Raw genomic sequence first — 9157 nt, 5'->3', positions numbered from 1 at the left:
ATTTCGACCTAACTCAGTCAAGGTCAGTGTCTTACATTCAATCAGTGCCTTAGAGGCCAGCATCAAGCTGTTTAATCGTTTTAGGTGAAGTTCTGGGCAGTATTGGTGTAAAGAATGTTGTAGGATATTGGCTTCGCGCATCTTGTTGTCCAAGTGTAGTTTTTAGCGAAACCATTTGATCATGCAACAAGATGCGCTTCCACCCTAATTTGATGATTTATTTGTAAATCATCAGGGGATTCTTCAGGGTTAAGCATCGTTATAAGAAATTAATTTGGATTGGGAGAGTGGTTTTTACGGAAAAGAAGCGACACGATCTAGTTTTTAACATTTTTGGCAAGTTAAGTGGGTTTTAATATGCCAGCATTGGCAAGTGCCGTGATCTTTCGTTACTCAAATCACGGCGACTAGGTTGCAGGCATTGTAGAACTACAGATTAACCGCCTGACGATAACTTTGATTTGCGTTACCTTGTTCACCTAACTGTTCTTGAATCCGTGCAAGCGCCAACCAAGAGGCTTTTGTGGGTTCGAGTCGGCAAACATTTTGCCAGCAGGTTCTGGCTTCTTTCATATCCCGTGTTTGCTGATAAAGTTTAGCTAAGCACATCTGGTAGTCGGCATTATTCTCATGGGTGATTTCATGCTTGAGTAACTGCTTACGGATTTCTGTATCTTGGGCTGTCGTTATTTCTGGAATGACTTCTAAAAGTGCAGATTCAGGAGCTGTGCGTAATTTTTTCGAGAGTAGCTTCAGCGCTTGCTCTTTGCGATTAAAGCGGCATAAACCCACAGCATAAATCGCCAAAAGCTCAGATTGATTGCGCTCACTGCGAGATAACCACTGCCAGCATTGTTCTAAGGCTGCTTCGCCTTTAATGGTTGCGGCTTTGAGTAAAGCGCAGTGAGTGATTACATTGAGTTCATTTAGCTGGGTGTCATCTAGGATCTGACGCTTTTTCAAAATAGGTATCAATAGCTTGAGCGCATCCCAATCCTCTTGCGCTCGATATAACTCGAGGGCGAGTTTAAGTACCGGTGCTTTGCTCTTACTTGTGGGGGCTAATTTATCGAGCTCGGCGCGGGCTAAAGCTAACTCTCCTTGTTTTAACAGATATCGAGTACGCGTGGTTGCGACGGCATTCGCGGCCAGCGGTTGTGTTGCAGCACGGTCAAGATATTGATCACGCTCTGCTATTTTCTGTTGGTACTGGGCAGCACGAGCTGCTGCAAGTAAATTAAGTGCAGGGAGTTCGCCATTATCGGCGCCTTTTATCATAGCGCGTTCCGCTGCTGGCCAATCTTCTTCTGCCAGAGCCAGTGCACCCATTAAGGTATGCTTTTTCGCGGAGCGACGGCGCCAGTGGCGAGGAATAAAACGGCTACGCAGCATGAGATTAATAGCGCTAATCACCAACCATTCTAGTACTTGGAACATGGCATAAAATACAATTAAGGCAATGATCCCAAAGACTAAACTGGTCTCAATCTGGTAGTCACCTGCCGCAATGTATACATAACCTGTGTTGCCCACCAACCAAGGGCTGATACAGAGCCCTATTAGCACTATCCCTAAGAAAATTAATATCTTGATCATAATGGCACATCCTCTGATGAGGTCAGCTCACCATAGCTTGTCAGCTGTAATAGCAGAGGTTTTGCGGCAAAGGATTTCAGAGTAATAGGATCAAGTTCTAATGTCGCCAATTTATCGATTTTGGCGATGGCTTCAGCAGTGCTGTGATCTTGAGTATCGAAATAGGTTTGAATCCACTTACGCACCATCATTAATGATTGGTGATAAGCGGCCCTGTCGTAGCGGTATAACGCAAGTTGAGATTGCAGCAGTTTATGACGAATGTTTTCAACCAGATACCACTGTTGCTCAGGAGCGAGTAAAGCGGGTGCATCGGCTGTTCTATGGCGTATGGTGATAAAGTCTTGGGTTAACGCTTTCCACGTCTTCCCTAAGTTGCTCTGCCAGTCATTTAAATCGCCAGTAATGTTTGTATCTTCAGGGGCATCGGTTTCTGCATCGGTGCGATTAAGGGGTAGTTTATCGAGTTGCTCAATTAAGGCATCGAGGGCTAATACACTACCATCAATATCTGTGGTTTTAATACTTGCAGTCGCGGCGATATCTTTTGCCAGAGCCTTACGAATAGGTAGCAAAGCGGGATTGTTCATGGCGGCGATGGTTTCATCCGCCGACTTTAATAGATCGGTGGCGGTGCGGGGATCTTTTTCTAACCAAAGTTTACGGCCCGCCATGTTTACTAGATATTCGGCTTCTGACGCCATCCAATGCGTTGGACTGCGCTGGGCAAGTTTATTGATCCTGTCCTGCAGTTGATTTTGGTCTTCTGCCAATTTTGTTAATTCTTGGTAGGTCTTAGCATCATTCAGTTGTTGCTGTTCAAGCTGGCCAATAGGTTGGTTGGGTTGTAGCAGGGCTTGCTGTAATTGGTCCTGCAGGGCGATATTTTTCGCATCCTGCGCTAGCAGTTGCTGTTGCATCTGTTGGTACAGCATAAAACCACCGCCAAGGGTGCAAGCGGTTAAACCCAGCGCTAATAACACTCCAAAGCGAATCGCCCATGAACTTCTATTGGGTACTGCTGTTTGACTCGGCGTGCTTGAAGGTGTGGCTTTGGCTGTTTGGGATTCAGTTGATGGCGCTGAAGTTATGGGCGTGTCATCAGTCGTTATTGATGGTTCAATAATAGAGGTAGCCTGTGATTCAGGGCTCTTTGCGTCGTGCTTGTTGTTATCCATTTAACAGTCCTTGAAAACATGCTACTGCCGAAATTCGAGTTAAATCGGGCTAAATAGCGCTTAGAGTTTAAGGGCGTTTAGCACGGCTTTGCTGTTGGCGGCATTGGCATTGGTGACTTGGGTTATACCAAAGGCGTGAGCTTGAGCTTCTACTCGGTTACTTGGGACTATGATATGACATGAGCGCAGCCATGCAAATAACTCTTTTGGCACTAGATTAATCAGGTTATCCAGTACTTCACCGCTGGTGACGACAATAGTGTCGATGCCAAACTCTTGCCATTGTTGTGCGATCTGTTGTCCATTGAGTGGTGGACAAGCCCGTTGATATACTTCCCAATAGCGCACTGTTGCCCCGCGCTCAGCCAGTCGTTCAGCTAAGGCTTCACGGCCACCAACGCCACGTATGATCGTAATCTGCTTACCTTTAATATCTTGCAAAGGCGCGAGCGTGAGTAGACCTTCGGTCTGCTGACAATCATCTGGGGCTTCGAGGGCTTCAATGCCGAGCTGATTTAATGCTTCCCAAGTCGCATGACCTACGGCGAAATATTGAGCTTGAGGCCAGCCTTTTATTCGAGAATGAGCGGTTGTTAAGGCATAGTCGGCAAAGCTGACTGCATTAGCGCTGATACAGATAATCATATCGGCGTGTGCCAGTGGGTGCGAGTTATTCGTTGTGATGGGCGGCGTTGCTTCGACACACAGTAGAGGTGTAACCCAATGGCTAATGCCTTGCTGATTCAAGGCATCGATCATGGACTGATTGCGCCCTTCAGGGCGCGTCAGTAAGACTTTCATCGACTTATGCTTTAGCGTAAACAGCGTCGAGTATGCTTTTTGCGCCTTTGCTCAATAGCTCTTCGGCAAGGGCAACCCCTAATTGCGTGGCGTCGGTTTTTGGACCTGTGATCACGCCTTCGATGATTTCACTACCATCAGGGTTACCGACTAGGCCGCGTAATGTCATCTCATCACCATTGATTTCGGCAAATGCGCCAATCGGCACTTGGCATCCACCTTCTAGGCGCGTGTTCATCGCGCGCTCGGCAATCACACGGTAGCGCGTTTCTAAATGTTCTAATGGTGCCAGTAGGGCCTTAACGCGTGCGTCGTTGGTGCGACATTCGATACCCACAGCGCCTTGGCCGTTGGCGGGCAAGGATTCTTCGGCAGAGATAAAGCTAGCAATCCGCTCAGACAATTTAAGGCGAATTAAGCCTGCAGCGGCAAGAATAATGGCATCGTATTCGCCGTTATCAAGTTTAGCTAAACGAGTGCCTACGTTACCGCGTAAATCTTTGATAATAAGGTCAGGGCGTGATGCGCGCAGTTGGCATTGACGACGTAGGCTCGAGGTGCCCACAGTTGCGCCTAATGGTAATTCGCTGATCGATTTATATAAATTCGATACAAAGGCATCGCGTGGATCTTCGCGCTCGCAAATAACTTCAAGGCCTAAGCCTTCGGGGAAGTCGACGGGCACGTCTTTCATTGAGTGCACCGCGATATCGGCAAGATCGTCTAACATGGCGACTTCAAGCTCTTTGACGAACAACCCTTTACCGCCCACTTTGGCTAGCGGCGTATCTAAGATAACGTCGCCCTTAGTGCTCATTGGCAGCAATTTCACCACAATACCGGGGTGAATGCGTTCTAATTCGGCTTTAACAAATTCAGCTTGCCACATGGCCAGCGGACTCTTGCGGGTTGCGATACGTATGCGGTTCTCAGACATGCCTAGTTTCCATCAAAGATCTTAGTTGCGCCAATGCTAACATTGGCAAATCGTTTATGTAAGGAAGCCGTATCGATTCTTTGAAGTTGGCGATGTTCTAGATACCGTGAAAGTGTGACTGGCTTCACGTTTAGTTGATCGAGTTTGTAAAAGTGTTAACATGAGCACATTTCCCATAAGTGCTTAAGTGTTGTGTTTTTGAATGGATCGGCAAATACAGTTTCCTGATATAGCAGAAAGACTTAATAAGGTACGTATTGCACGTGCCCTAGCTTTGCTATCGCCGCTACAAAAACACTTATTCCATTTGATCCCTTTTTTAATTCACCAGAACGGTGTTCAGTATCCTGGCTATCATGCCGCCAATACGCCCTGTGGAATCAACGAGTATCAGGTTGGTGAGACTGAGTCCCAGGCCTGCGATGTGTTCTCGCTGCCTTTTACTACTCAAGAAGCGGATATCAATGCCTTTGAAGGCGTTTATGCGATGGGGAGTACTGGCAGTTTTGGCCAAAATGCCAAGAGCGATGTCGATGTTTGGTTAGTACATAGGGCTGATCTGTGTTCTGAGGATTTGGCGCTAATCAAGATTAAAGCGACTCGATTGACTGCTTGGTTTGCCGAGTATCAGTTTGAGGTGAATTTTTACTTAGTTCATCCGCAGCAGTTTTGTGGCGGTAAAGCCGTTCGTGGATGTCAATCAGCAATGGCTCATGAGCATAGCGGTAGTATGCAACATTGGTTATTACTTGAAGAGTTTTATCGCAGCCAAATTCGTTTGGCGGGTAAAACGATTGCATGGTGGCCAGACGCTAAACTCAATCCTGCGCTCTTGTCCTTAGGCGATGTACATGAATTACCTGCGAGTGAGTACTTTGGTGCTTCGTTATGGCAGCTCTATAAAGGCTTAGAAAAACCCCATAAGGCGCTGATTAAAGTATTGCTACTCGAGGCTTATGCCAGTGATTATCCCCATTCAACTCTGCTTTGTGATCACTTATGGCAGAAAACGCTCGCCGGTGATTTTTCGACGTCGAATGATGCCTATTACTCTATCTATGAGATTATCGAAACCTATTTACTTAAGCAGAATGATACTCGCCGACTAGAGATAGTGCGGCGCTGCTTCTATTTAAAATGTGGCGTGCACTTGAGTCGAACTCAAGAGGGCAAAGATTGGCGTTATCCTAAATTGCAAAAGCTGGTGCAGGATTGGCAATGGCCAGATAGTCTGATTAGCACTTTAGACAATTGTGAACATTGGCATAGTGGCCAGCTCAATTGGTTTAACGAGCAACTTAATGAACTGTTATTAGCGAGCTACCAAACCTTATTACGCTTCGCATCGACACATGAGTTAAATGAAGGTTTGCGGATTGAAGATTTGGGAATGCTGACTCGCAAGTTGCATACCTATTTTAGTCAAGATGAAGACCAAATCGCTAAGCTGAATCTGCTGTGGAGTGCTTCAGTCGCTGAGTCCGAAGTGACTATGGTCTCAAGCTCCCGCGAGCGTCAATATTATCTGTATCGACAAGGGCCTCAGCCACAAAATTTGTTAGGCGAGTCGGCAATATGTAAGGGAAAAACCCCTTCAGCTTTAATGATTTGGGCATGTTTAAATGGGATCTCGACGCCGAGTACTCAATGGCATGAATATGGTCAGAGTAAGGCAAAGTCGAAACGGCTTACCGAAGCTTCTAAGCGGTTACTGAATTTTATCGACCACGATTGGCGTGTATCTAAACGTGACTTATGCCAGCCATGGCATTTTCGGAAGCTGATTTTTGTGCTCAATCTGGATTGCGATCCCACCATTGAATGGCAAGGACAGGAAATGATGGTCGATGTGATGAATGCGAACGTGTTCTCACTCGGGCGTAAAAAAGCCAATATGCTTGGTGCGTTAGATGCGATTTGCTTGAATAGTTGGGGTGAATGGCAGTGTCATCGCTTCGAAGGCGATACCGCGGTATTGCAAGCCTTAGCCTTTGTAACGCCGGGGCTAAGACGGGCCAGTTTACCTGTGGATATGGATGTGATCAGCTGTTCACAGAAGTTACGCCCACAGCTTAAATTAGCTGTGAAAAATCTACTAAAACAAACCATGCGTTTGTGCCAACAAGTGCAGCAATCCAGCACCTTAGTGCAGCCACTGCAGATAAGTCGTACTCGCTATGGGATCTTTTTTAATCCTTTAGGTATGGCTTATCAGGACTTGAGCGATGCCAAGTCATTTTATCAACAGTTATCCCGCAGTCATCTTGTACTATTGCCGCGGCCTGAATTAGGTGACGATCCCTTTTCGAGTATGCCGAAAGTGGTGCAAAACTATGCGGCTAAAGGCGCTATTCAGTATTTTCTACGCCAACGGGTCGATAACTTGGATGTATTTATCCTCGATGAGGAAAATCAACTAAGCCATTACGTGCAGGCGGGATCAAACATGGCCGAGTTGGTAAATAAAGTGAGCCATCACTATGTGTTCGATGAGCATTATGCTTCACGGGCGCGGTTTAATATTCCGCAATTTTTCCATTTAGTGCGGGTAGCCGGAGAGTTAACGGTGGCGCCTTTCGGTATCGATGTTAGCGATCAAGACACTGAGTTTTAGCTGGTTTTTAACATAAATAATGGGAGCCAAGGCTCCCATTATTGTTTTGTACTATTACGGTTTTGCACTACGACAGGCTTAGATTAGAAGCTAAGCTTAATGCCGCCTTGGCGCTCGATAGACTCTTGCACGAATGGCATAAACTCGCCGCCATTTCGTCCGTCCATCCATTTACCTTCAACAAAACCAAAGTGATATCCACCAAAGCGTGTGGCGACCCAAATCTCATGCAAAGGTTCTTGCTTGTTGATCACTATCTTAGAGCCATCAACAAATTCTAATTGCAATACGTTGCCACTGGCATCGATATCAAGATCGGCATCTTGCTCATCAATCGCAGTTTCAATCGCATTTTCTATGGCTTGGAACATGTCATCGGCGAGCTGGTGAAATTCTGTATCTGTCATGGCCATGCATTTCTGTCCTTTGCTTTCGTCAAGATGGGTGCGATTATAAGGCCATTAGTCACCAGATGCACAGATGTTGAGAAAAATGAGACTGTTTTTATTGTTATTGCTTGGTAGCCTATTCATTACTGCATGCGGCCAGAAGGGCCCCCTCTATCGATCTCCGGCCACAGAGGTGAATCAGCCTAAAAAGGTTGAGGCATCTAAACCTGAGCCTGAAGTAGAAGAGATTAAAACCGAAATTCGAGCCATCGAAGTACAAAAAACACAACAATAATAGCAGCTATAACTATCATCACTATCGCAGCGATAAAGCGCAGTAAGGAATCAGACATTGGATCACTTTCTCTACCAACAAAATGCCCTGCACGCCGAAGGCTGCCAGGTCGCCGACTTAGCTCAAACCTATGGCACGCCGCTGTATATCTATTCCCGCGCCACGCTAGAGCGCCATTGGCATGCCTTTAATAATGCCGTGGCAGATCATCCACATTTGATTTGTTATGCAGTAAAAGCTAATGCGAACTTGGCCGTACTGAATGTGCTGGCACGTTTAGGTAGTGGTTTTGATATCGTTTCGGGTGGTGAGTTAGCAAGAGTGATTGAAGCGGGCGGCGATCCCGCTAAAGTGGTGTTCTCTGGCGTGGGTAAAACTGTGGCTGAAATGGAACAGGCACTTAATCTGGGCATTTATTGCTTTAACGTCGAGTCGAGCGCCGAGCTTGAGCAGTTAAATTTGGTCGCAGGTCGTTTAGGTAAAGTGGCGCCAGTTTCCTTGCGAGTCAATCCCGATGTGGATGCGGGTACTCACCCCTATATTTCGACTGGCCTTAAAGAAAATAAATTTGGTATCGCTATGGATGAGGCCGAAACCGTCTTCGCCCGTGCCCATGCTTTGCCACATTTAAAAGTGAAAGGTGTCGATTGCCATATCGGTTCGCAATTGACCGAAATTCAACCTTTCCTCGATGCAATGGATCGTATGCTAGCGTTGATCGATCGTCTGGCTGAACAAGGTATTGTCATTGAGCATTTTGATGTGGGTGGCGGTTTAGGTGTGACCTATGATGCTGAAACTCCGCCGCATCCTGATGTGTATGCCGCCGCCATATTAGCGCGTATGGGCGACCGTCAACTTAAGCTGATCTTCGAGCCGGGTCGTGCGATTGCCGCTAATGCGGGGATTTTTGTTACTCAGGTGCTGTATCTGAAAGAAAACAGCGACAAGCGTTTTGCGATTGTCGATGGCGCGATGAATGACTTAATTCGCCCAGCACTTTACAGCGCATGGCAAAATATTATCCCAGTCGTGCCAAGGGACTCTGAGGCCTATGAGTTTGATATTGTTGGTCCAGTGTGCGAAACAGGTGACTTTTTAGGTAAAGATCGCAAGCTGGCTTTAGTAGCTGGGGATTTACTGGCTGTGCGTTCGAGTGGTGCCTATGGTTTTGCGATGGCCTCTAACTACAACACGCGTCCTCGTGCGGCCGAAGTCATGGTCGATGGTGAGCACGCTTTCTTAGTGCGTGAGCGAGAAAAATTGTCTCAGCTCTGGCAAGGTGAGCAACTCCTGCCGTAAACTAGAAAAATTATATTGATTCAGGCGCTTGGTTTCATACTTAAT

8 protein-coding genes and 1 pseudogene are annotated in these 9157 nt (G+C 46.6%); 3 read left to right on the top strand and 6 right to left on the bottom strand.

The window, feature by feature from the left end; translation table 11 throughout:
- The 5 genes and pseudogenes from L5M17_RS14500 to hemC form a co-directional block, all read right to left on the bottom strand.
- A pseudogene (locus tag L5M17_RS14500) lies at window positions 1–141 on the bottom strand (IS4 family transposase); the annotation flags it as partial.
- A 288-nt stretch (window positions 142–429) separates the two neighbouring features.
- Window positions 430–1596, bottom strand: coding sequence for a heme biosynthesis HemY N-terminal domain-containing protein (locus tag L5M17_RS14495; protein WP_263148234.1), 1167 nt, complete (start codon window positions 1594–1596; stop codon window positions 430–432).
- On the bottom strand, window positions 1593–2774 hold the full coding sequence (locus L5M17_RS14490) for a uroporphyrinogen-III C-methyltransferase (protein ID WP_263148232.1): 1182 nt from the start codon (window positions 2772–2774) through the stop codon (window positions 1593–1595). The genes L5M17_RS14495 and L5M17_RS14490 overlap by 4 nt, the downstream gene beginning before the upstream one ends.
- Window positions 2775–2834: 60 nt before the next feature.
- Entirely contained in the window at window positions 2835–3575 is a 741-nt protein-coding gene (locus L5M17_RS14485; RefSeq protein WP_263142975.1) for a uroporphyrinogen-III synthase, read from the bottom strand.
- A gap of 4 nt (window positions 3576–3579) precedes the next feature.
- Window positions 3580–4512 carry a hydroxymethylbilane synthase gene (gene hemC, locus L5M17_RS14480; protein WP_263148230.1) on the bottom strand — a complete coding sequence of 311 codons (933 nt, stop codon included), beginning with the start codon at window positions 4510–4512 and terminating at the stop codon, window positions 3580–3582.
- 202 nt (window positions 4513–4714) lie between these two features.
- Between hemC and L5M17_RS14475 the strand changes: the two genes are divergently transcribed.
- Window positions 4715–7126: a class I adenylate cyclase gene (locus tag L5M17_RS14475; protein ID WP_173496189.1), complete on the top strand. Its 2412-nt coding sequence runs from the start codon at window positions 4715–4717 to the stop codon at window positions 7124–7126.
- 83 nt (window positions 7127–7209) lie between these two features.
- Here the strand turns inward: L5M17_RS14475 and cyaY are convergent, their stop codons facing one another.
- Window positions 7210–7539 (bottom strand): iron donor protein CyaY, encoded by a 330-nt coding sequence (cyaY, locus tag L5M17_RS14470; RefSeq protein WP_105250439.1) that lies wholly within the window; start codon window positions 7537–7539, stop codon window positions 7210–7212.
- Window positions 7540–7618: 79 nt separating this feature from the next.
- Here cyaY and lptM point away from each other — a divergent pair, with 79 nt between their 5' ends.
- Together lptM and lysA are read left to right on the top strand one after the other, a co-directional pair.
- On the top strand, window positions 7619–7810 hold the full coding sequence (gene lptM, locus L5M17_RS14465; protein ID WP_168825920.1) for an LPS translocon maturation chaperone LptM: 192 nt from the start codon (window positions 7619–7621) through the stop codon (window positions 7808–7810).
- A 57-nt stretch (window positions 7811–7867) separates the two neighbouring features.
- Window positions 7868–9112, top strand: coding sequence for a diaminopimelate decarboxylase (gene lysA / locus L5M17_RS14460; RefSeq protein ID WP_263148227.1), 1245 nt, complete (start codon window positions 7868–7870; stop codon window positions 9110–9112).
- Window positions 9113–9157: the final 45 nt, after the last annotated feature.

The sequence above is a fragment of the Shewanella sp. SW24 genome, from assembly GCF_025653395.1.
Lineage (GTDB): Bacteria > Pseudomonadota > Gammaproteobacteria > Enterobacterales > Shewanellaceae > Shewanella > Shewanella oncorhynchi.
The sequence above is the reverse complement of the archived record's forward strand: the minus strand, read 5'-3'. Positions and strand labels throughout refer to the sequence as shown.